This is a genomic window from Corynebacterium sp. HMSC06D04, assembly GCF_001807315.1.
GTDB lineage: Bacteria > Actinomycetota > Actinomycetes > Mycobacteriales > Mycobacteriaceae > Corynebacterium > Corynebacterium simulans.
The window spans coordinates 120,531-141,077 of sequence record NZ_KV788561.1; the positions used below are offsets into that span (position 1 = coordinate 120,531).

Genomic DNA, 20,547 nt, shown 5'->3' on the forward strand with positions numbered 1-20,547 from the left:
AACTGAATGACGACCCCGCAAACACATGAATCAACAGCACACGTAGAAGGCGAAGAAGATCACGGCGTCGACAAGCGCGAATGGCGCCGCATGCTTATAGGCGTGTTCCTAGGCTTGGCGCTGGCCGCCCTGGTGTGGTTTATTTTTCCGTCGAATGCGGTGGATACCGTGCTGCAATCCTCGGGCGCGGACCCGGAGGAAACCTATACTTATGGCGCGATTCGCGCGGTTGCGGCGGTGACCATCCTGATGGGCGTGTGGTGGATGACCGAAGCAATTCCGCTGGCAGCTACGGCGCTTTTGCCTTTGGTTATCTTCCCGCTGGCCGGCGTGGGCACCATTAAGGAAGTCGGCTCGCCTTATGCTTCGGCGACGATCTTCTTGTTTATGGGTGGCTTCCTCATTGCGCTCGCGTTGCAGCGTTGGAACTTGCACCGCCGCATGGCCCTGGCGGTGGTGAAGGTGGTTGGCACTTCGCCAAAGCGCATTGTGCTGGGCTTTATGCTGGCAACCGGCTTTTTGTCCATGTGGGTCTCAAATACGGCGACCGCGGTAGTCATGCTGCCTATCGGTACCTCCGTGCTGGCGCTGACCGCAGACACTGTGGGCGGCATGGCCAAGCAGAAGAAGTTTGCAACGGCGCTGATGCTTGGCATTGCGTATTCTGCGTCTATCGGCTCCCTGGGCACGCTCATCGGCACTCCGCCGAATGCTCTGTTGGCCGGATATATGAAGGAATCTCACGACATCGTCCTCGGCTTTGGCAAGTGGATGATCGTGGGAATGCCGCTGGCGGTTATCTTCCTGTTTATCGCATGGCTGTTGTTGGTGACCATCTTCAAGCCGGAGATGGACCGTATTCCTGGCGGCAAGGAGCTCATCGACAAGGAAATCGCAGCTCTTGGTCCGTGGACTGCTCCGCAGATTCTCACCGGCATAATCTTCCTAGGCGCAGCTATCGCCTGGGTGGCCGTTCCTTTCTTGGTTGGCGAGGACTCCAACTACGACGATGCCATCGTCGGTATTGCTGCCGGCCTGCTGCTGTTTATCATCCCGGCCGACGCTAAGACCGGCGTTCGCCTGCTGGACTGGAAGACCGCGAATGAGATGCCGTGGGACGTCCTGCTTCTTTTTGGTGGTGGCCTGTCTCTGTCCGCGATGTTTAACAACTCGGGCCTATCTCTGTGGATCGGCGAGATGGCTAAGGGACTCGGCGGCCTGCCCACGGTGCTGCTCATCGCGGCAGTTGCGCTGCTGGTTCTTTTCCTGACCGAAATTACCTCCAACACGGCAACGGCGGCGACCTTCCTGCCCATCATGGGCGGTGTGGCCGTGGGCATTGGCCTGACCGAGGGCGGCGAGATCAACATTCTGCTGCTGACCATTCCGGTGGCGCTCGCGGCAACCTGCGCGTTCATGCTGCCGGTGGCAACCCCGCCGAATGCCATCGCATACGGATCGGGTTACGTGAAGATTGGCGACATGATCAAGGGCGGCGTCGGCCTCAACCTCATTGGCTGCGTGCTGATTACTCTCACGGTCTACCTGCTGGCCGTGCCGGTCTTTGGGCTGGTGCTTTAAAGGCTGGTGTTTAAGTGCAGTTATCGACAGGTTAACAACGCGTAAAAACGTGTGTTGGCCTGGCGATTTGCCGCCTTTAAAGAACGGCACTATAGTTAATCCACGTTGCAGCGAGAGATTGCACAGCAATCAAACGCAGTAGCGGTTAGCGCCCGTAGCTCAACGGATAGAGCATCTGACTACGGATCAGAAGGTTGGGGGTTCGAATCCCTCCGGGCGCACAGCATAAACCCGCTGGTTAAACGGTTAAAACACCGATTGGCCAGCGGGTTCTTTCGCGTTTTCGTGCCCCCAAAGTAGTCCCAAGTAACCCCAGGTAAACCAGGGTGGGTGCAAACACGCTGCAAACGCCCTGCAAACGGATTGCAAACAAGGCGCAAACACGCGAGCTGGGGTTTAGGGTCGGGGATTTCAGCAAGCCTTTAGCCGTATTCACGAATAGATAGCTAAGATTGGAGCATAAGCAAGGAGGTGCGGAACATGGCTGGTCTGGTTTGGAAAGACGCCAGGGAACAAGCGAAGGCCATTAGGTCTGCGTACCGCCTGAGCCGCCACGGACTGTCGGATCTTGAACGTGTAGCCGGGCTCCTCGGAGCAGAGGTCTTTTATGAGAAGCTTCCCAAAGACCAGGCGGGGTTCATCGTGAAGCGCCCCGAAGAGCCTTTTGCATCTATCGTCATCAATAAGCGAGACATTCCTGAACGGCAGCGGTTTACCCTCGCCCATGAAATCGGACATCTCGTAGATCGCCAGCGGATGGCCGGCGATGAACGATTCTCTTTCATGGACTACAGGGACAATCGGAACAACTACAGCCTGCATGAGTTCTTTGCTGATGAGTTCGCAGGAGAGCTATTGATGCCAGCAATTCCATTGCTGACCGAATTGGCTCGGAGCTCGCAATACGAAGTGGCCGCAAAATTTGGAGTAACACCCGCCGCGGTAGATCGCCGTATCGCCCGCCTCCAAAAGAACCTTCCAGAGGAGTTGATGGATGCCTAATTCCGAGGACGATTCGGAATCGCAGCCTTTCTTTATCCATAGCGAGGTTTCGGCCGACCTAAAGTCTCTACTTGAGAACTTCAATCCATCCAGGGGCTCACAAGTAGAACCGGACTCCCATGAAGGCGCTGAGGTCGGGAAACGCGGAGACGGGGACGTCTCCAAGGCTGCAGACGATGCGTTGAAATACATGAACGAGCGCCGGGCAGCAGAAATTGCTCGTCTCAAGATGGACAATGAACAACGAGAAAAGTTTTTTAAGTTCGTCCTGCTCATTACCGGAATACCGGTGCTCGTCGCCGCAGGCGCCCTGGTAAGAGTCGTGTGGGACGGGGACGTGGGGGATTCTGTCCTAATTGGGTTCTTCGCTTCCGTAGTCGTAGAAGTAATCGGTCTCTCGATAATCGTGGCCAACTACCTTTTCCCAAAAACTGGATCCGTTCCACCAGGAGTAGAAAAGGCGCTGGAGGAGTAAGCCTGAACCGCTCCCCAATCTGGTGCGCCTTCTCCGCCTCAAACCGGACAAAGCCCTGGATCGCTGACCTCATGAAGGTCGCGCTTTCCTCTCTTTCTCTGTATTGGGGAGCGAGTCCGAGCTTAATTAAAAGCTAAGCCCAGATCGATGGTCGAAACTTGAGCTCATTGAACCAGACGAAGATGTCGAACCTTGGCATCCTTCTCCCGCTGGGCGCGCCGGGCTTGAGCCGACTCGACGCGCTTTCGCTCAGATTCGAGGTGTCGTTCGATGGCTTCGGCGGCTTCGTCCAGGCCTTCGTCCCAGAGGTGCCCGTAGTGCTTCAGTGTGGTGGAAGCTGAGGCGTGGCCGCACATCCGTTGAACGACGTACACGTCGGCGCCAGCCGCAATCGCCATGGAGACTGCGGTATGTCGTAGCTCATAGGTCTTGAGGGTGGTGTCAATGCCTGCATCGACGAGGAAGGTTCTCCCAGATAACCCGCCACCGCGCCGTAGTCCAGACGTGACCGTACTCGTCTGGGAGCAGCCAGGCCTCGGGGTCGCGTCCTTCGGCTGCTTCTTCGAGGGTGAGAAGCATGAGTCGCGAGATTGGAACGTCGCGGTGCTGGCGGGTCTTTGTCTCGTCTACGTGCCCGAGGTCGTCGACGTCGCGGCGGATCATGAGGCGCCGGCGTTCCACGTCAAGGTCTTTAACCTTGAGGCCCTTTGCTTCTCCAGGCCGTAGTCCTGTCTTGAGAAGAACTTCGAGCATCATTTTTACCGCGGGCTTTTTGGCGGCGAAGAGCAGAGCGTCGACTTCTTGGATTTTCAGGTAACGGCGCTCTGCCTTTGGGATGGCAGGTGTCGGCGAGCCGTCGAGCGGATTGGAGTGAATGATCTTCATCTTGACCGCGCGCGTGAGCATGGATTTGAACATGCCAGCGATTTTTCGCTTGGCCGAGCCTCCCAGGGGCTTGGGCGCGTCGCCTTCTTTGACGCCCTTCATGGAGGTGAGGCTAGCAATCCATGCGACTACTTGGTGCTCTTGTATTTGGCTGACTTTCCTGTTGCCCCATACAGGTAGGACATGGGTGTTCCAATATGAGACGTAGTCTTTCCTGGACTTTTCGGAGATATTGGCCTTTGAGTCGAGCCAGGGCTCCCAAAGCTCTGCCAACGTGACGTCTTTCTTGTCCGCGGATATGAGCGTGCCGTCGGACTTGGTTACGCGGACTTTAGCGTCGAAGATTTCTGCGGCTTCGAATGCGTCGAATGTTTCGGACGTGCGGTGTCCTTCGAGGTCGAGGTACTGGACGATCCAGCGCTTGCCGACGCCGTGGCGCTTGGTGGGGACTTTGACCGTTTTCTTTCGGCCTGTCTTTTCGTCCACGGTAGTTATGTGCTTGTACCAGAGATCGCGTACAGCCATTGGTAGACTTCTTTCTTGTCAGGGCGAGCACTTACAAAACACGTAAGAGTTCACCTGTCTCGGGCCTCTTTCCCGTCGTGTCGCCAAACTTGTCGGGAAAGGGGCTTTATTTTTGCCTTTAGAGTCCAGGTTTTAGGCCAGGCATTTTTTTAGGCTTGAGGGTGTATTTATCCCACCTGCGAAGCGTCGAAGTAGGTGTAATCACCGAAATGCTCAGTTGGTTCGGCGACGCCGAACGCGTAGGGCTGCATGTCGGCGGGGACTTCGTAGACCCAGGTCATTGTCTTTTCAAAGCCAGGGTTCAGGCTCTCATTGCATTCGGGATTATCCAGCACGCGGTAAAGCGAATCAATTGGGTCGTATGCCTGCTCGTCTTTGTTGAAGAGAGTGGCCTGTAAGCCGAAACCACAGGTAAGGTCCATCGATTTCTTGCTGGTGTTTTTCACCGTGGTCTCAACGGATACGTACTTCGCGCCCTGGTTCTCGGGGGTAAGAGTCTCGTTCGGCATTGTGCCGCGCTTGTAGTTGTCAGCGTAGACCTCAAGAGATTCAGACTCGGTGACCTTTTGCAGGGTGACAGTTGCACCAGGAGCGTCGATTGCTTCGCCCATCTTGTGGAGCTCTCCGGTGCTGCTTTCCTGCTCTACGCCGGAGTCAGAGGGGCTTTGCTCATAGGAATCGGTCGTTCCGCAAGCAGTAAGTAGCGATGCGGTTAGCAGTGCGGTGGCCATGAGGAGGCGGTTCGAGGTCATGGGGTGTCCTTTCGTGAGAAGAGAAGAGTTAAAAGATGGCGCAGCTAAACGTGGAGACGCGCCCAGCGTCGAATAGTCGCATCCATACGTTTAGTAGGTGTGGCGTGACTCCGAGCTCCGCGGCGATAGCAGAAGGTGCTCCACCGCAGTCAGTGGCGATGTCTTCAATACGGTCGCCGTCGACCAGGTGTTGTGCGGCCCATTCATCTGCGAGGCGTTCAGCACGAGGTGAAGAACAGGTGTCACCGTTAGCCACGTGCCCGAGTTCATGCGCGATGGCGCATACCCGTGTGACGGGGTCGAGTCCTGCGCGCACGACGATCGTGCGTGAACCGGCATGGAAACATGCGTTATATCGAGCGTCGAGCCTGCCGGTTTCTACCAGCTCGACGCCCTGCTCATCGAGCAGCGCATGTAGACGATCCTCAATAAGAGACATGGTGAACTCCTTTCTGGGGAGGGGAAGATTGGTATGTATCAGGGGCGTGGGCGGTTTCGCCGTTGAAGGGTTTTGACTTCGTTCTCAAGTTGTCGCATATCGAGTTCATTTACTTCGTGGTCGAGCTGTGCGAGGTAGGCATTCCATTCTGTTTTTGCCTTAGTCTTGGCTTGTTCCTTAGTACGTTTCCCAAGGCCTTGAAGTACGTTGCGCTCGTTGAACGCTAGCCATTCAGCGGTTTTCTGCTCCCAGTCTTTTAGCAGGAGAGTCTTGCCCATTTCTGACTGATCTTCGGCATAGTCCAAGTACATTGTTGTGAGTCGATTTAGGCGGCGAAGTTCGGGATCGTCAAGGTAGTTTTTGGCAACGTACATGTCTGTAAGGTGAGGTTTCTCGCCTTGCCAGTTTGTGAGACCCGCATTTGGTTTTGCGCGGTCTGCGCGAGTGAAGATGAGCTCAGCGGCGGTGCTGCCATGGATTGCGTAGTGCAGTCGATTTTGCAGGGTCGCAAAGAAATTACTGACTTCCTTAAAGGACTTTCGTTCTTGATAGTCGGCGCTTGTCTCAACGATTACGTCGCAGATCTTGCGGAAGAACTGTCGCTCCGAGGCGCGAATTTCGCGGATCCGTTCGAGCAGCTCATCGAAGTGGGTGTCGACCCCGTCGTTCTTGAGTCGCTGGTCATCAAGTGCAAACCCTTTGGCCAGGTACTCTCGCAGAACGTCGGTTGCCCACTTTCGAAATTGAATACCTCGCGTTCCGCGCACGCGATAGCCGACTGCGAGGATCATTTCTAGGTTGTAGTGGTTGGTAGACCTGTCTTGACCTGGCTGTTGTAAAAGTTGTTTACATTTAGTTTCGTCTAATTCCCCGTCGCGAAGTATTTCGCGTATGTGATGGTTGATTGCCGGAGCTCCAACGTCGAAGAGGTTTGCCATCTGGGCCGTGTTGAGCCACGCAGTACCCTCTTTGAGCTGAAGCCTCACTTGAGCCTTGCCGTCTTCGGTGGTGTACAGGGCTATTTGGTCGCGGGTCGACATGGGGCCTCCTTCCGTTAGGGATGGTTTTCTTCGAGCGGCTCGGTGGCCTCTTGAGCGGCCACAGGTTCCAGGCCGGCATTGATGCGCTCGACGAGCTCGTCCCGGTCGTGCAATGAGCTTACCGATGCACTGGGCGCAGCATCGTTGCTTTCGAGCAGTTGGCTTTCTGCATCATTCATTCGGCGTAGGAATTCTTCCGCGAGCTGTCGCGGGGAGGCATCTGTGAGCTTCACGCCGCCGATGTGAACCTCGCGGAGATCAGCTTCTTCCTGCGAGATAAGACCTGACTCAACGAGGGCTTCGAGGACATTAGCTCCGTAGGCGCGGGCGAGCTTGACTGCGAACTCGGGGTCAGCCTTGGCGCCCTTCTTCCAGCGTGAAAACGCAGACTTGTCGAATTGCGCTTTCTCTGCCGCGTCCTTGAAAGAGTCGGGACCGATCAGATGCGCTACGTACGTCCACCAGCGTGTTTCTTCCATAGGAGTAACCATAATTGCGCACGCGCAATTATGCAAGTGGTGTGACACTGCAACTTGAGGTTGTGCACAAACTTTCATTAATGTAGGTTGAGGTGTGCACAAACAACTCCAGATTGTTGTGGCACATTTCAGGAGGTGAACAGTGCAAACCATAAACACAGTAAGGGTCAACCAGGAGTGGCTCGAAGCGCAGATCCGCGAATGTGGAGGCGCCTCAAATTTCGCCAGAATTCTTGGAGTTGACCCGTCAACAGTGAGTCGTCAGATCAACATGAAAGCAGAGGCAAGCCCACGCTTTATTGGGGCGGTACTAGCCAAGATCGCGGTTTCATTTCAGGACGCCTTCGACGTCACCGAGGAAGAAGTGCGAGTGCACCGCGCTCGAATGCTGCGGACTACAGCCGCCTAGGCGCGCCGGGCATCGGAAAGAAAAGCGCCCGTGTCCCAGGGGATAGGGCACTGGCAACAACATAGAAAGGAGAAACGCTGTGGAACCAAAAGTGAAAGACACCGGCGCTGGAGCATTTGCGGAAACTCCCGGTGATGAGACGCCGAGAGTAACCGTGAATATGCCGGATAACAAGTGCTTTACCAAGCAGGAAATATTAGAACTCGTTGCCTCTCTCAAGTCTCATAAGGCGACTTTCCAAGACGGCCATTTTCGAGGCAATGGAAGCTACTGCCTGTTTCGAAAACTTCGAATATTCCGCAACCGCTTCTTCAATCGGGACGGAACCTGAAGGTAACGCATTGACCAAATCAGCGAGCTCACTCATTAACTCGGGAGTAGTTGAAAGGCCAGCTTCACGTAGTCGCCATTCGACGTCTTCAGAGCTGAATTCGTAGTTAGAAGAACCAACATTCTTTGTCATTACTAACTCCTCGCTTTCCGGGGAAGCGTCCCCGAATGTGAGTCAACCACACCGTTGTTGCTGGGACAGGGGATATCCGAGCAAACGCAAGAAAAACGAAAGGAGGAAACATGAGATACGTCGACGCTGCATCTATGTCTTCTCAGCAACGTGCTGAATTTATGGCGAGAGAACTTGGTCCGGACTACCTACAAGAGAGATCAGGAGTCTTGGATGAATTCATCGAAATACTCGATGGTTTTACCGACAACGAGCTCTGCGTTCGCCATCCGATCGTCCATGCCCCATTGGGCATAGCTAGTGGGAATTTTGTCCAGCCAATCGGGTACATCGAACTCGACTCTCCAACGGATGTCTACGCCGTCGTTCGATTGGGATTTGGTGAGACCTTTGGCGCAGAAGCTGACGATTTCCAGCTCCTTATCGTCCCGGACGATAGCCGAGAATTGGTCGCATATTCGCACGCTGTGCCGGTCGACCAGGTCGGACGCAAAATAAAAGTTCATGTCAACGATGCGCCAAGTAAGGGTATGTCCGCGCCGATGTCGGTCGATGCGTGCCAACTCATGGATCCACCAGAGTGCGCTGCCGGTGTGCCCTCCCGTCGAGTGGTAGGGCTGCGTGGCTTCGATCGCAAGGCGCGTCCTCTCCCGCAGGCCCTCGGTATTGGCCTTTTGAGCGAAATTATCAGCAGTGGCGTTGATCGGGTAGTAGATGCGCCTAGCGTTGCGCGGAGGATCGAGCTGGGTGTCGTGAACGACGAGCTCGTACATCAGCCCGTCGAGGGCCGAGCGCAAGAGATACAGCCATTCACCAAACATCACGGAGAGATTGTCTGGGAATGGGCAGGGTGCATGCAGATAAACGGTGTGCTGTTGTCCGTGCTGTTCGATCCGGCGCTCGATCGGATTGGACTTTATATGTTCGGCGGCAACTTGCCACATTTCATTTCGTATTACGCAGGCTCGCTCTACTCGGGCAAGGAGCAACCGCAAATTTCTATCCATAGCCCCCAGTCTATGGGGACGACGCAGCAGTATCTGCGGCGTTGACATCAACATCAAAACAAAAGGAAGCCTGCGATGTGCCGCACCGGCCCAGTCACGGGCGTTAACACCAGCCACTTCCGTTGCGGGTCGACCTCACCATTTGCGATTTGCAGCCGCAGGGGCCGTGCAGAGAACCTGGTGCCGTGCGAAAGACCTGCGGGGCGCGGAAGCTGCTGCGAGAGAGGCCGCGGCGTACGATGAGACCGGAACCGCTTTACGAGACCTCATTTTCAGGTGCTTAGCTTCATGGCCAGTAAAAAGTTTGCCTTCGCTACGGGAACTAGAAAGGTGAGCGTGAACAACAACAAACTCGTGCCCTGCTTGGTAGCGGGCGCAATCCTCGGCGTGGTGCTGTGGGTTGCCTCGGGAATGCTGGTGCTTTTCCCGATTGGGCTCGCACTGGGCTTTCTGGGACTTCCCATCCTTGCGGTGAGCAGGGATGAATCGAAGTCCCGCAAGCGGCGCGACGATACGTTCCGTGACTAGACGGGGCGGGAAGGCTAGACAGGCCTAGAAGACTAGACGGGGCTAGAAAATCTCGATTCGCCCGCCCAAAGACTCCGACTGACGCAGCTGCGCCACCCAGTTCGGGCCACCCGGGTGCAGGCGCAGTACCGGCCGCGAGGAAATCTTGACCGGGGAGACCGATTCCTTGCGGGCGCCGGAGCGTGCCTCAATGCGGGTGCGGGCGCGGAAGCCATTCTCCGCGAGTTCAGCAACAGAGGGCTGCTCAGCGGCGAGAGAGTCGCGCGCGGCCTGCAGGAGCTGCAGTGCTTCATCGAGGGCGTCGACAAGCGCGGGTGCGTTGGTCTCGCACATCTGCCGCACCAGCTCCGGGGTGGTACCGGCCACGCGGGTGCCGTCCTTGAAAGAGCTCGAGGCCAGTGATTGCGCGAGGATGCCGCCGTTGTCGCCCACCACAGCGAGGGTTTCAGCGAAGACGTGCGGCAGGTGAGAAATGCGCGCCACCGCGGCATCGTGATTTGCCACGCGCACGGGGACGGCCTCGGCGTGCACCATCTGCGTCATACGCACCACATCGGAGAAGGTCTCAATCCACTTCTTCGGGATGCGCTCCCCGCGGGCCTCGCACTCGGCGGCGTAGTCATAGGTAATTGCCCATGCTGCACGCTTAAAGAGCTTGGTCTGCGAGTGGTCCCAGCCTGAGTTTTGAGTGCCGGCCATCGGGTGGCCGCCCACGTAGCGCGATTCCATGCCGCGCTCCAAGAAGAGATCACGCACCTCAGTCTTCACGGAAACTACGTCCGTGATGCCACAGCTCGGCGCGTGCTGTTGAATCTCGTCCAAGACCGAAGCGACCGCTTTCATCGGGGTAGCGATGACGATTAGTGCATTGTCTGCCTCCGCGCGGGTCAAAATTGCCTGCAGGTCATCGGTGACGTCATAGCCCGCTTTGATGGCGCTGCGGGCACCGGAAGTCGAGTGATTATAGCCATATACTGCGTGTTTGCTTGCCACGAGATCGCGCAGCAGGGAACCGCCAATAAGGCCTAGGCCGATGATGCATACGGGTCGTTGAACGTCTTGAGAACTCACGGTGACAATTCTGGCACAACACGACTAATCTCACGAGGTATGAGTGATGACAACATCTCCTTCGCAGTTACCGTTGCCCGCAATGAGGGGCAATGGGTGGTTCGGGAGTTTAATGACGACTTCGAGGACATCAACACCTCCATCAGCGCGGTGCGCGCGCTGCGCTCCGAGGGCGCGGCCTTCGCGCTGCTGTGCGTAGAGGATGAATACTTCGTTGTCGTACGCCCAGTGCCGGGAGATGTGCGCATGCTGATCTCTGACGCCACATATGCCGACGAGGATGATTTTGCCGCAGACTTCCTGGAGCTGCGCGACCTTGACTTCCCCGAAATCGATGACGACGACGAGGATCCAGATCCTTATGGCGACGGCGACTTCGATATCTTTGCTGATCTTGGGCTCAGTGAAGATCAGTTGGGCTACATCATCGACAATGACGAAGATTGGCCCTCCGATATGCTCCTGCGCATCGCGGGCGATTTAGGCTTCGGTGACGAGCTCGAAGAGATCATTGCTTAAATCCCAAGGCTTGGCCAGCGCCGAGGCGCGCATGCGCCGCGCGCTCGAGGTGGCACGCCAGACACCCGCGGGAGACATCCCGGTAGGAGCGGTGCTTTACGACGCCGCCGGCAACGAGCTTTCCACCGGCGTCAACCGCCGGGAGCAGCGCGGCGATCCCACCGCACATGCGGAAGTGGAGGCGATTCGCGCGGCCGTCGCCAAGCATGGCGATGGCTGGCGCTTAGAAGGCTGCGAACTTGTGGTCACCCTTGAGCCGTGCGCGATGTGTGCCGGGGCTATCCAGGGGGCCCGCGTGGCTTCCGTGGTCTTTGGTGCTTTCGAACCGAAGACGGGCGCGTGTGGCTCGCTTGTCGATGTCCTGCGTGCCCCCGGTGCCCTGCACGTGCCCGAAGTGCGCGCCGGAGTTTGCGAGGAAGAATGCGCCGGACTGCTCACCGGCTTCTTCGGCGAGCTGCGCTGACATTGCGTAGGATGGGGTCACCGCAAACAAAAAGGAGAAATAACATGGGTGATTTCGAAAACAAGAAGGACGACCTAGTAGGTAAGGCAAAGGAAGCTGCGGGAAACGCAACCGACAACGAGGATCTTGCTAACGAGGGCAAGGCAGACCAGGTTACTTCCCAGGCTAAGGACAAAGTCTCTGACGCTGTCGAGGGCGTAAAGGACAAGGCCAACGAGGTTATTGGCGGCCTGAAGGACAAGTAAATCCGGCGGGATTTTGTGCCGCGCGCTTCAACACGTAACCTAGACCACGGTGGCGTGTCCGAGCGGCCGAAGGTGTTCGCCTCGAAAGCGAATGTTGGGTAACCCCCAACCGCGGGTTCAAATCCCGCCGCCACCGCCATAGCGAAAGCCGTGGGGCAAGTAATTGCTCCACGGCTTTTCTTGTTTTAGCTGCCAGCGGCTGGCCGCTAGACTGGGCGAAGTTAATCAACGAGACAGAAGGTAACTCCTGTGGCAAAACTCTTGTACCGTCTTGGGCGCTGGTCCTTCCTCAACAGGTGGAAAGTGATCATCGCGTGGCTTGTGATCTTTGTGGCCGCTGTGGGCGCCACGATTGCCTTGATGAAGCCCATGACTTCGGAGTACTCCATCAAGGGCACGCCGGCGATTGACGCTACCCACCGCGCCGCCGAGCTTTTCCCGGAAAGCGGCAATTTGGCCAGCGCGCCTTCGGTGAACCTGGTTTTCCAAGCACCCGAGGGGCAGAAGCTTTCTGACCCGCAAAATAAGGAAGCGATGCAGCAGGTGGTCGATCAGATCACCAACGAGCTCGGCATCAAGGACCAGCAACGCTGGGGCAACCCGCTCGACGTATCGCCGGCTTTGCAGCAGCAAGTTATCGAACAATTCACCTCGATGGGCCTGCCGGAAGAGACCGCTCGCAAGGATGCGGATAACCTCGCGATGGTTAATGAGGACGAGACCATCGCCTATACCACCTTCAACTTCGATGCGGAAAGCTCCTACACCGTTAAGCAAGAAGACAAAGACGTCGTCACCGCGGCGATGGAGCTGGGCCGCGAGAAGGGGCTAACGGTCGAGGCCGGCGGCGCGGGCTTTGGCGATGAGATTAAGGTCAACTCCACCTCGGAGATCATCGGCCTGGGCGTGGCCTTCCTCGTCCTTATCTTTACCTTCGGCTCCTTGGTTTCGGCGGGCATGCCGCTGATCTCGGCCGTCGTGGGCGTGGGCCTGGGCGCGCTCGGCGTCATGATTGCCACGCACTGGATTGAGCTCAATAACTTGACCCCGGTCCTGGCCATCATGATTGGCCTGGCCGTGGGCATCGACTATGCGCTGTTTATCATGTCGCGCTACCGCCAGGAGCGCTCGCGGATGGATGGGCCCGAAGCCGCCGGCATGGCGGTGGGCACGGCAGGTTCCTCCGTGGTCTTCGCCGGCGCCACGGTCTTCGTGGCGCTCTTCGCCCTCATCGTGGCCAAGATTGGCTTCCTCACCGCCATGGGCTTGGCTGCCGCGGGCACCGTGTTCATGGCGGTGCTCGTCGCGCTGACCCTGGTGCCGGCGCTGCTTGGCCTGGCCGGCGATAAAGCCTTTGCCGGTCGAATCCCCGGCATCGCCGGCAACCCGAATAGGAAGGGCAATCGCCGTAAGGGCGCCACCATGGGCAACCGCTGGGTGCGTGCGGTGCAGAAGGCCCCGGGCCTGGTCATGGCCGTGGTCGTGTTGGGTCTTGGCGCGTTGAGCGCCCCGGTGTTGGACATGGAGCTCGCGCTGCCGGCGGATACCAGCTCGAATCCGGATACCACCCAGCGCAAGTCCGCGGACCTGCTGGCCGAAGGCTTCGGCGCAGGCGTCAATGGTCCATTCCTGGTCATCGTCAATGGTGAGGAAGCCAACCCAGACGCGCCGGCTCTCCAGCCGCTGATTCAGGGGCAAGAAGGCGAAGACCAACAAAAGAAGGCAACTTTCGCCTCCTTCATGTACGCGACCCAGCAGCTTAACCAGGTCGGCGGCGTGAAGCACGCACAGATCGTTGGCCTCAACTCTGATCAGACCGCGGCACAGATCATGGTCGCACCGACCACCGGCCCGACGGATCCCACGACCGTCGGCACGGCGTCGGCTCTGCGTGCAGAGAACGAGCGCTTGGGCGAGGTCACCGGCGCGGAAATCGGCATGACTGGCCTGACCGCCGTGCAGCTGGATATTACTGAGCGCTTGGAGGCTGCCATGCTGCCTTACCTCGCCATCGTGGTGGGCTTGGCCATCCTGTTGCTCTTCCTAGTCTTCCGCTCGGTCTTGGTCCCCGTGGTGGCTGGCTTGGGCTTCCTGCTCTCAGTGGGCGCGGCCTTCGGCCTTACGGTTCTGGTGTGGCAGGACGGCCTCTTCGGCCTGGTTCCGGCGCCTGGTCCGCTGATTTCCTTCATGCCTATCTTCCTGATCGGCGTGACTTTCGGCTTGGCCATGGATTATCAGGTCTTCCTGGTTACCCGCATGCGCGAGCACATCGCGCGTTATCCACGCGGCAATGGCACCAAGTACAACGCCGTGGATGAGGCCACCATCGCGGGCTTTACCGAAGGCGCGCGTGTGGTCACGGCCGCAGCCATCATTATGATTTCGGTCTTCGTGGCGTTTATTAACCAGCCGCTGCCGTTTATCCAGATCTTCGGTTTCGCCCTTGCCGCAGGCGTGCTTTTCGACGCCTTCCTTGTGCGCATGTCCCTCGTCCCCGCCACGATGTTCCTATTGGGCCGCGCGACCTGGTGGCTGCCAAAGTGGATGGATAAGGTCATGCCTTCCCTCGACATCGAAGGCACAGCTCTGGAAGAAGAGTGGGAGCGTGAGCATGGCGGCGCATCTGCGGATACGACGCAACACGTAAACTAGCCTCTATGATCGAGCAACAGCCGCCTTTTCCTGCACCCAAGCTAGAGACTGACCTGAGCTTCGACGTGCGCACGCGCCTCGACCAGGCTGGTCCTGGCAAGCATGGTCGCAGCGGCACCATTCATACACCGCACGGGGATATTCAGACCCCAGCCTTTATCCCCGTGGCCACCAAGGCCACGGTTAAGACCCTGACCCCGGAGCAGATCCGCCAGACGGGCGCGCAGGCTATCTTGTCCAACGCTTATCACCTTTATCTGCAGCCGGGCCACGACATCGTGGATGAGGCTGGCGGCGTCGCGACCTTTGAAAACTGGCATGGCCCCACCTACACGGACTCCGGCGGATTCCAGGTGATGTCGCTTGGCGTGGGATTCAAGAAGGTCCTGGCCATGGACACGGCCAACCTGACCGAAAAGGACATCCGCGCGGCCAAGAAGGAGCGTATGGCGCAGGTCGACGAGGATGGCGTGGACTTTAAGTCTGTTATCGATGGCTCGAAGCACCGCTTTACCCCGGAGGTCTCCATGCAGATTCAGCATGGTTTGGGTGCTGACATCATGTTCGCCTTTGATGAGCTGACCACCCTCATCGATAGCCGTGCCTATCAGGAGGAATCCGTCGCGCGAACGCACCGCTGGGCGCAGCGCTGCCTCGACGAGCACCACCGCCTGACCGAGGAGCGTGGCCCGCAGAAGCCGCGCCAGTCCCTATGGGGCGTCGTCCAGGGCGCGCAGTACGAGGACCTGCGCCGCCAAGCCACCCGCGGTCTGGTGGAGCTTTCCCAGGCTGCCGAGGCGGACGGCAAGCGCGGTTTCGGCGGCTTTGGTATCGGCGGCGCGCTGGAGAAGGAGAACCTGGGCACCATCGTGGGCTGGGTCTGCGACGAGCTTCCTGAGGATAAACCGCGTCACCTGCTGGGCATTTCCGAGCCCGATGATTTGTTTACCGCGATCGAGGCTGGTGCCGACACCTTCGACTGCGTTGCGCCGACCCGCCTGGGCCGCCGCGGCGGCGTGTACACGCTCGATGGCCGCTTGAACCTCAAGGGTGCGCGCTTCAAGCGCGACTTCACGGGCATCGACGAGGAGTTCGGCGGCTACGTCTCGGAGAACTATTCCCGCGCGTACATCCACCACCTGCTCAAGGCCAACGAATTCCTGGCCGGCACGCTGTGCACCATGCACAACCTTACCTTCATGATCCGCTTGGTGGACAACATCCGCGCCTCCATCGACGGCGGCTACTACGAGGCCTACCGCGACGAGTTCATGGGCCGCTACTACGTCGGCAAGTAAGCTACCTCCCTGCGCTCGCCGCCTCTTTTCCGCAAATACCCAGGGCTAGAACTGCAGACCTCCTGTTCGGCTTTTCTCGCGCTTGCCGACGCCGCCCTTTTCACCAGGAAGCTGCAGTTCCAGCCCTGGGTTTCTAGGGCTGGGTTTCTAGGGCTGAGTATTTGTGGGTTAGCTGCTGGGAACGTAGTCTTCGCGGGATTTAACCCACTTGATGACGATGGTGGTTAGCGGCAGCATGACCACCTCGATGAGGGTTTTCCACACGAAGCCGACCACTACGTAATTGAGAAAGCCGCTGAATGTGGAAATGCCGATGACTGGTGCGGCGATGATGCAGAACAACACAGTATCGCCGAGCTCGCCCACGACGGTTGAGGCGACCAAACGGCCGATGAGTCCACGTTCACCGGACTTTGCCTTCATGCGGGTCAGCGTGAAGGAATTGAGCAGCTGGCCCACTAAGTAGCCTGCCAAGGAAGCGGCGAGGATCTGCGGCACAAGGCCCAAGGTAGCGGCGAAGGCCTCTTGGCCTTCGTAGAAATCCGCCGCTGGCAGCCAAATCGCGATATAGAAGCACACCGCGGCCAGAATCGCCATGACGAATCCGATGTAGACCGCCCGCCGCGTGGACTTGAAGCCATAGCATTCGGACAGGACGTCGCCTGCGATATAAGCCAGCGGGAATAAGAAGAAGGCGCCGTCGGTGATGAGCGGACCGAGCTGGACGCCCTTTGTGGCATTGATGTTGGAAATGAGGAACGTAACGACGAACACCGTAACCAGCCACGGGTACAGCGTGGACTGTACCGGGATGAATCGGATGCTCTCGCCACTGGAAGTGGTTGCGGTTGCCGATTTTTCTGTCATGGGCAGTTATCTTGCCATGCCGTCTTATGGCGTTGTCTTATGGCGCTGTCTTATGGCCTGAGAAAACAGAAATGCTCACACATCTTAGGGGAGACTGGGGAATGATCCTCAAGGTAGATCCAGCGAGATATGTGCAGCTGAATCCGGCATTATCGATGTGGCGCTGGGGTAGTGGAGGGTAAATCCCAAGGAAGAGGCGAAATGAGGCCTTAAGTATGGCATTCTTTTGCTTGCAACACTTGTGCCTATTTTGTTCCCTTTGGTTTCCCTGGCCGCTCTCTTGGCTGGGGGAGCGCTATTTGAGAAAAGGTCATTAGTTATGACATTTGGTTCGCCTGGCTCATCGCCCCAGTTTGGTGGTCCGCGCCCCGGAGCGGGTAGCGGCCCCAACAACGGCCCTAACAATGCAGCCGGCCCGAGGTTCGGATTCCCAAGTTCCCCTAGCTTCGGTTCGCCGAATCAACCAGGAGGAAGCGCGCCGTCGTTTGGCGCAGCTGGCCCCGCACAAGGTGGCGGCCAGGGTTTTGGCGCACCAGGCGGGCAGCCCAGCGCGCCGCGCAGCTCGCGCCCTGCCACCCCAGCCGCACCCACCAAGGGGCCGTGGCCTTTGCTCATCGCCGCTGGTGTGGCCGCTATTTTCTCCTTAATCGCGGTAATCGCCGCGCCATTGGCCTCCACTGCAACCCAAGGCCTTTTCTTTGGCTTGGCCATCGCGGGATGGGTGCTTGCCGGCATCGTCGCCTTTGTGCTCCTTGGCCTATACACCCTGCAAAATACTCGGCGCCAAGCGGAAAGCTTCTACATTGAGGATACGCGCCAGACGCTGGTCTACCGCCTCGTCATGATCGGCGGCTTCTTGCTTGTGATCGCTTCCGCAGTGGAGATCGCCTTCTACGTAGGAAAGGTGATGGGCGCCTAATGCGAAAACTAAATCGTCTCCTCGCTCTCAGCAGCACTGCACTGTTGTGCGGTTTCGCAGGTTCCTTGGGAGCTTCCGCGCAAGATGCGCCAGCGCCTGAGCAAGCACCAGCGCCCGAGGCGGCCCCGCCGGCAGAACAAGCCCCACCAGAACAAGCTCCACAGGATAAAGCACCGCAGGCCTCCGAGAGCAGCCTCTCTGAGGCCTCGCAGAAAAACCTAGCGGACTTTAGTTCGTGTATCGCGGATAAGAAATCCGCGGACCTGTTGTTCGTGCTCGACCAGTCGCAGTCCCTCATCGGTTACGAAGGCGAACCAGCCACCGATGGCTCCCACTTCCGTGTTGATGCCACCAAGGACATCGTCAATCAGCTGGCCAGCCTAGGCAAGGACGCCGGCGCGGATATCAATGTCAAGCTTGCCGGATTCGGTTCAGGCTATTACTCCGAGGCCGGCGAGTACGGCGGCTGGACCAATGTTTCCGGAAACGCCGGCGCCTTGGACAAGGAGATTGACGCTTTCCGCAACAAGGAGCGCACCTCCGATCTAGAAACCGACTACGGTTTGGCCTACTCGGGCGCGCTCAAGGAATTCGGCGATCATGATGGCAGCGATTGCCGCGCCATTGTCTTTTTCACCGACGGCGCCTACGTGGGCGTTGAGACCGGCAAGGACAACGCAGCAGCCCGCAACATTTTGTGCACCCCGGATTCCACGGTGTCCGCATTCCGCCAGTCCAATATCCGCCTCTTCAACGTCGGTCTCGTACCGGCGCGCGATGCGAAGGAGCAGACGGAGCTTCTCACCGACCTGGCTGAAGGCGAGGGCTGTGGCCAAGGCGAACCCAACGGCGCCTTCTTCAACGGCGGTGAGGATCCCGCCGCACTGTTTGCAGCTTTCCGTAACCTCATTCCTACCTCCGGTGGCTTGAGCAAGGAAGGCACTTTCACCGAGCAATTCGATTTCTTCCTGGATAATTCGGTCGACCCAGTCCGCCTGTCCGCGGTTCCGAAGACCAGCGTAGAAGAAGGCAAGATCATTCCGACCCTCACCGGTCCTGATGGGCAAACGGTAGAGCTGAAGCCGGATACCAAGAAGGTCGCCGGCGCTGACGTGGAGATCACCACCAATGACCGCCTTCCGGGCATGGTCGACGTCGCAATGAAGAAGGGCGGCGAAGGCTGGGCCGGCAAGTGGACCTTTGGCTACAAGCTGGAGGGCGGCGCCGAGGGCGAGTACCAGGCATCCATGGTGATGATTCCGGGTCTGAACCTCAACCTGCAGCGCGAAAACGGTGAGAAGCTAAGCGGCGGCATCAACTCCGACCAAGTTATTAAGGCACAGCTTGTCGACGGCGGCGGTGAGCCGCGCAAGCTCGAAGGCCAAGGCACGCTGCGCGCGGAGTTCGTCCCCGAAGAGGGCGAGCCAGTAACGCTTCTCGAAAACGCCCCGATCGTGGACGGCAACGCGGTGGATATCCCGTTGGACAAGGTCGAAAACGTTGCCGCGGGCAAGCTGGTGACCAGCGTGGACATCACCACGAAGGGCGTCGATAATCAGCCGGGCTCCAAGCTCAACCCCATCAAGAGTGAAACCCCGCTGACGATTACCCCGGTCAACATGCCCTCCGTCGGCTCGGCACAGGTGGTGTCGATGACGGAAAAGGAAGTCACCGTTGATGTTCCGGTAACTGGTCCGGGCAAGGTGTGGCTGGCGGAGCAAAGCTTCGGCGCTGACGAGGCCACGCTGCCGAAGGGCGTGGATGCGCTCAAGGTTACGTCCAAGCACGATTCCGCGGATAACGCGCTTGAGCTCGGTGAGGGCGAAGAGGCGACGCTGCCTGTGACCCTTTCTGCCGAAAACATGGAAGACGGCGCATTGGCTTTGAAGCCAGAGCTGAGCTTGCAGTCTGCGGAAGATAATCAGGAAGCGCAGCTGCCGCTGCAGCTGAAGGGCTCGATGACCACGCCTTTGAGCAAGAGTGCCTTCGGCCTGGCATTCGTGCTGGCGGTCCTTTTGGGCCTTTTGATTCCGCTGGCGGTTCTTTACTTCATGAAGTGGTTCTCCGGCCGCATCCCTGAGTCCCCGCGCATGTTCGCGAAGACGATTCCGGTCAAGAAGGAAGGCACGAGCCTCATCCGCACGGATACCGGCAAGCCGTTTGCGGTCTCCAAGGAGGAGTTCCAGGGCGCAGTGCCTGTCGACGCCGCGCCGCGCCGGGCAAATCTGGGCCTGTACGAGGCAAAGGTAAAGATGGGCCTTAGCCCATTTACCGCGGCCCATGTGGAAGTTGAAAAGGACGGCTCCATCTCCGGAAAGGGCAAGCAGTCTGGCGGCCGCGCCATCTTGCCGCTGGCAGTTCAGAACAACTGGTTCTTCGTGGGCAACGCTAATGACAAGGAGCGCGGCGAGATCGTTTTGACGGTCGACACGATGGCACATGCCGAAAAGTATGACGAGCTTTCCGAGGAGATCAACCGCTCCGCACCGGTGCTCTTCGAGCAGGTGCAGTTCCCCGCGCCGAAGGAGCCTAAGGCTCCGAAGGGCCCGAAGGGAGAGCAAGGCGCACAAGGTGCACAGGCACCGCAGAACGCGCCGGGTGCTAACGCTCCAGTGCAGCAGTTCCCTGGCCAGCCGGGCCAGTTGCAGAAGCCGGGCCAGCCAGGTCAGCAGCGTGGCTTCGGTCAGCCAGGTGGCCAAGGTGGCTTCGGTCAACCAGGTAGCCAGGGCGGTTTCGGCCAGCCGGGCAACGGGCCGCGCCAGAACCCGCAGCAAGGTGGATTCGGTCAGCAAGGCGGCTTCGGCCAGCCGGGAAACGGACCACGCGGCAACAACGGTGGATGGCCGCAGGGGCCTTCCTTCGGAAATAACTAGTCCGAACCAGAACGCAAGCAGAACGCACAAGTTGAACACTTAAAGAGACATCCCG

Annotated in this window: 22 protein-coding genes and 2 tRNA genes; 14 read left to right on the forward strand and 10 right to left on the reverse strand. The window is 58.4% G+C overall.

The window, feature by feature from the left end:
• Positions 1 to 6: 6 nt before the first annotated feature.
• From HMPREF3155_RS11570 to HMPREF3155_RS11585, 4 genes are all read left to right on the forward strand, one after another.
• Positions 7 to 1,581 carry an SLC13 family permease gene (locus HMPREF3155_RS11570; RefSeq protein WP_070433374.1) on the forward strand — a complete coding sequence of 525 codons (1,575 nt, stop codon included), beginning with the start codon at positions 7 to 9 and terminating at the stop codon, positions 1,579 to 1,581.
• A gap of 148 nt (positions 1,582 to 1,729) precedes the next feature.
• Positions 1,730 to 1,802: transfer RNA gene (locus tag HMPREF3155_RS11575), tRNA-Arg, on the forward strand.
• A 259-nt stretch (positions 1,803 to 2,061) separates the two neighbouring features.
• Positions 2,062 to 2,583 (forward strand): ImmA/IrrE family metallo-endopeptidase, encoded by a 522-nt coding sequence (locus HMPREF3155_RS11580; RefSeq protein WP_070433375.1) that lies wholly within the window; start codon positions 2,062 to 2,064, stop codon positions 2,581 to 2,583.
• Positions 2,576 to 3,058, forward strand: a complete 483-nt coding sequence (locus tag HMPREF3155_RS11585; RefSeq protein ID WP_070433376.1) for a hypothetical protein — start codon at positions 2,576 to 2,578, stop codon at positions 3,056 to 3,058. The genes HMPREF3155_RS11580 and HMPREF3155_RS11585 overlap by 8 nt, the downstream gene beginning before the upstream one ends.
• Before the next feature lie 164 nt (positions 3,059 to 3,222).
• Here the strand turns inward: HMPREF3155_RS11585 and HMPREF3155_RS13400 are convergent, their stop codons facing one another.
• From HMPREF3155_RS13400 to HMPREF3155_RS11615, 6 genes are all read right to left on the reverse strand, one after another.
• Complete coding sequence (locus HMPREF3155_RS13400) at positions 3,223 to 3,456, reverse strand: hypothetical protein (protein WP_070433377.1); 234 nt, start codon at positions 3,454 to 3,456, stop codon at positions 3,223 to 3,225.
• A gap of 43 nt (positions 3,457 to 3,499) precedes the next feature.
• Positions 3,500 to 4,468, reverse strand: coding sequence for a tyrosine-type recombinase/integrase (locus tag HMPREF3155_RS12945; RefSeq protein WP_141761334.1), 969 nt, complete (start codon positions 4,466 to 4,468; stop codon positions 3,500 to 3,502).
• A gap of 167 nt (positions 4,469 to 4,635) precedes the next feature.
• Entirely contained in the window at positions 4,636 to 5,220 is a 585-nt protein-coding gene (locus HMPREF3155_RS11600; protein ID WP_070433378.1) for a DUF4352 domain-containing protein, read from the reverse strand.
• Between the two features lie 28 nt (positions 5,221 to 5,248).
• Positions 5,249 to 5,659, reverse strand: coding sequence for an ImmA/IrrE family metallo-endopeptidase (locus HMPREF3155_RS11605; RefSeq protein ID WP_070433379.1), 411 nt, complete (start codon positions 5,657 to 5,659; stop codon positions 5,249 to 5,251).
• A 38-nt stretch (positions 5,660 to 5,697) separates the two neighbouring features.
• Positions 5,698 to 6,699, reverse strand: a complete 1,002-nt coding sequence (gene rhuM, locus HMPREF3155_RS11610; protein WP_070433380.1) for a RhuM family protein — start codon at positions 6,697 to 6,699, stop codon at positions 5,698 to 5,700.
• 14 nt (positions 6,700 to 6,713) lie between these two features.
• Positions 6,714 to 7,178, reverse strand: a complete 465-nt coding sequence (locus HMPREF3155_RS11615) for a hypothetical protein (RefSeq protein WP_070433381.1) — start codon at positions 7,176 to 7,178, stop codon at positions 6,714 to 6,716.
• A 253-nt stretch (positions 7,179 to 7,431) separates the two neighbouring features.
• On the opposite strand from HMPREF3155_RS11615, the gene HMPREF3155_RS13080 reads away from it, so the two are divergent.
• Positions 7,432 to 7,587 (forward strand): hypothetical protein, encoded by a 156-nt coding sequence (locus tag HMPREF3155_RS13080; RefSeq protein WP_168162320.1) that lies wholly within the window; start codon positions 7,432 to 7,434, stop codon positions 7,585 to 7,587.
• 196 nt (positions 7,588 to 7,783) lie between these two features.
• Here the strand turns inward: HMPREF3155_RS13080 and HMPREF3155_RS11625 are convergent, their stop codons facing one another.
• Both HMPREF3155_RS11625 and HMPREF3155_RS11630 read right to left on the reverse strand, forming a co-directional pair.
• Positions 7,784 to 8,050, reverse strand: coding sequence for a hypothetical protein (locus HMPREF3155_RS11625; RefSeq protein ID WP_070433383.1), 267 nt, complete (start codon positions 8,048 to 8,050; stop codon positions 7,784 to 7,786).
• 200 nt (positions 8,051 to 8,250) lie between these two features.
• Complete coding sequence (locus HMPREF3155_RS11630; RefSeq protein ID WP_141761335.1) at positions 8,251 to 9,057, reverse strand: hypothetical protein; 807 nt, start codon at positions 9,055 to 9,057, stop codon at positions 8,251 to 8,253.
• A 336-nt stretch (positions 9,058 to 9,393) separates the two neighbouring features.
• Here HMPREF3155_RS11630 and HMPREF3155_RS11640 point away from each other — a divergent pair, with 336 nt between their 5' ends.
• Positions 9,394 to 9,585 carry a hypothetical protein gene (locus HMPREF3155_RS11640; RefSeq protein ID WP_235591329.1) on the forward strand — a complete coding sequence of 64 codons (192 nt, stop codon included), beginning with the start codon at positions 9,394 to 9,396 and terminating at the stop codon, positions 9,583 to 9,585.
• Between the two features lie 42 nt (positions 9,586 to 9,627).
• On the opposite strand, the gene HMPREF3155_RS11645 is transcribed toward HMPREF3155_RS11640, so the two are convergent.
• A complete protein-coding gene (locus HMPREF3155_RS11645) occupies positions 9,628 to 10,656 on the reverse strand; it encodes a prephenate dehydrogenase (protein ID WP_062036240.1) in 1,029 nt (342 codons plus the stop codon).
• 39 nt (positions 10,657 to 10,695) lie between these two features.
• Between HMPREF3155_RS11645 and HMPREF3155_RS11650 the strand changes: the two genes are divergently transcribed.
• The 6 genes from HMPREF3155_RS11650 to tgt all read left to right on the forward strand — a co-directional run bounded on the left by HMPREF3155_RS11650 (position 10,696) and on the right by tgt (position 15,833).
• Positions 10,696 to 11,175, forward strand: a complete 480-nt coding sequence (locus tag HMPREF3155_RS11650; RefSeq protein ID WP_062042667.1) for a tRNA adenosine deaminase-associated protein — start codon at positions 10,696 to 10,698, stop codon at positions 11,173 to 11,175.
• 31 nt (positions 11,176 to 11,206) lie between these two features.
• Positions 11,207 to 11,638 carry a nucleoside deaminase gene (locus tag HMPREF3155_RS11655; RefSeq protein ID WP_046645837.1) on the forward strand — a complete coding sequence of 144 codons (432 nt, stop codon included), beginning with the start codon at positions 11,207 to 11,209 and terminating at the stop codon, positions 11,636 to 11,638.
• Between the two features lie 44 nt (positions 11,639 to 11,682).
• Positions 11,683 to 11,883 (forward strand): CsbD family protein, encoded by a 201-nt coding sequence (locus tag HMPREF3155_RS11660; RefSeq protein WP_061920058.1) that lies wholly within the window; start codon positions 11,683 to 11,685, stop codon positions 11,881 to 11,883.
• 48 nt (positions 11,884 to 11,931) lie between these two features.
• Positions 11,932 to 12,022: transfer RNA gene (locus HMPREF3155_RS11665), tRNA-Ser, on the forward strand.
• 110 nt (positions 12,023 to 12,132) lie between these two features.
• Positions 12,133 to 14,535 (forward strand): MMPL family transporter, encoded by a 2,403-nt coding sequence (locus HMPREF3155_RS11670; protein WP_070433386.1) that lies wholly within the window; start codon positions 12,133 to 12,135, stop codon positions 14,533 to 14,535.
• 5 nt (positions 14,536 to 14,540) lie between these two features.
• Entirely contained in the window at positions 14,541 to 15,833 is a 1,293-nt protein-coding gene (gene tgt, locus HMPREF3155_RS11675) for a tRNA guanosine(34) transglycosylase Tgt (protein ID WP_070433387.1), read from the forward strand.
• Between the two features lie 168 nt (positions 15,834 to 16,001).
• On the opposite strand, the gene HMPREF3155_RS11680 is transcribed toward tgt, so the two are convergent.
• Positions 16,002 to 16,700 carry a queuosine precursor transporter gene (locus tag HMPREF3155_RS11680; protein WP_062042664.1) on the reverse strand — a complete coding sequence of 233 codons (699 nt, stop codon included), beginning with the start codon at positions 16,698 to 16,700 and terminating at the stop codon, positions 16,002 to 16,004.
• 319 nt (positions 16,701 to 17,019) lie between these two features.
• On the opposite strand from HMPREF3155_RS11680, the gene HMPREF3155_RS13335 reads away from it, so the two are divergent.
• Entirely contained in the window at positions 17,020 to 17,619 is a 600-nt protein-coding gene (locus HMPREF3155_RS13335) for a hypothetical protein (protein WP_235590977.1), read from the forward strand.
• On the forward strand, positions 17,619 to 20,492 hold the full coding sequence (locus HMPREF3155_RS11690; protein ID WP_070433388.1) for a VWA domain-containing protein: 2,874 nt from the start codon (positions 17,619 to 17,621) through the stop codon (positions 20,490 to 20,492). Before HMPREF3155_RS13335 ends, HMPREF3155_RS11690 begins: the two co-directional genes overlap by 1 nt.
• Positions 20,493 to 20,547: the final 55 nt, after the last annotated feature.